Origin of the sequence: Streptomyces sp. NPDC046727 (assembly GCF_040645635.1) — a bacterium.
Classification (GTDB): domain Bacteria; phylum Actinomycetota; class Actinomycetes; order Streptomycetales; family Streptomycetaceae; genus Streptomyces.
In genome coordinates, this window is record NZ_JBEYYR010000103.1 from 1 (window position 1) to 1,048 (window position 1,048).

Consider the following 1,048-nt stretch of genomic DNA (forward strand, 5'->3'; position numbering starts at 1 on the left):
AGGTACTCCGGGGATAACAGGCTGATACCGCCCAAGAGTTCATATCGACGGCGGTGTTTGGCACCTCGATGTCGGCTCATCACATCCTGGGGCTGAAGTAGGTCCCAAGGGTATGGCTGTTCGCCATTTAAAGTGGTACGCGAGCTGGGTTTAGAACGTCGTGAGACAGTTCGGTCCCTATCTGCCGTGGGCGTTGGAAGATTGAGAGGGGTTGCTCCTAGTACGAGAGGACCGGAGTGAACGCACCACTGGTGTTCGGGTTGTCATGCCAATGGCATTGCCCGGTAGCTAAGTGCGGAAAAGATAAGCGCTGAAAGCATCTAAGCGCGAAACTTGCCTCAAGATGAGTCTTCCCTGGGCCTTTAAGGCCCCTGAAGGAACGTTTAAGACTAAGACGTTGATAGGCTGGGTGTGTAAGTGCAGCGATGCATTGAGCTAACCAGTACTAATGATCCGTGAGGCTTAACCTTACAACACCGAAGGTGTTTTTAGAGAGATTTTCAGCGAAGTTCCGAGATTGGTTCTGATGGCTTCATGGAAGTGAGGCGGTTGGAATGAAACAGAATTTGCCTGGCGGCAATAGCGCGGTGGTCCCACCTGACCCCATGCCGAACTCAGAAGTGAAACGCCGTAGCGCCGATGGTAGTGTGGGGTCTCCCCATGCGAGAGTAGGACACTGCCAGGCATCAAATAAACGTTATCAGTGTGACGACTGGTAATGCGCAAATCGCAAAGCGCGAATTTGCCGGCATCGAGAGATGCAACGTAAAAGAATCGGTGGAGCGGTAGTTCAGTTGGTTAGAATACCTGCCTGTCACGCAGGGGGTCGCGGGTTCGAGCCCCGTCCGTTCCGCCACTTAATTGATAAGCCCTGAGTCTCTGACTCAGGGCTTTTTCATATCTATATTTTGCGATTTTCAGGCCGGAATTGTCCTTCCTTACCGCCTTACTCCCCATATTGTTGCCTTTAGATCAAAAGTCTTATGCCGAACCAGGCGTTTTTGATCAATAAAAAAGTTGCCATAATCTTCCTCATACCACATCTACC

1 tRNA gene and 2 rRNA genes are annotated in these 1,048 nt (G+C 51.0%); all 3 read left to right on the top strand.

Annotated features, from left to right (window positions below):
• Positions 1 to 470, top strand: a 23S ribosomal RNA gene (locus tag ABZ937_RS42840); the annotation flags it as partial.
• Positions 471 to 569: 99 nt separating this feature from the next.
• Positions 570 to 685 (top strand): 5S ribosomal RNA (gene rrf / locus ABZ937_RS42845).
• 94 nt (positions 686 to 779) lie between these two features.
• Positions 780 to 856 (top strand) — tRNA-Asp (locus ABZ937_RS42850).
• Positions 857 to 1,048: the final 192 nt, after the last annotated feature.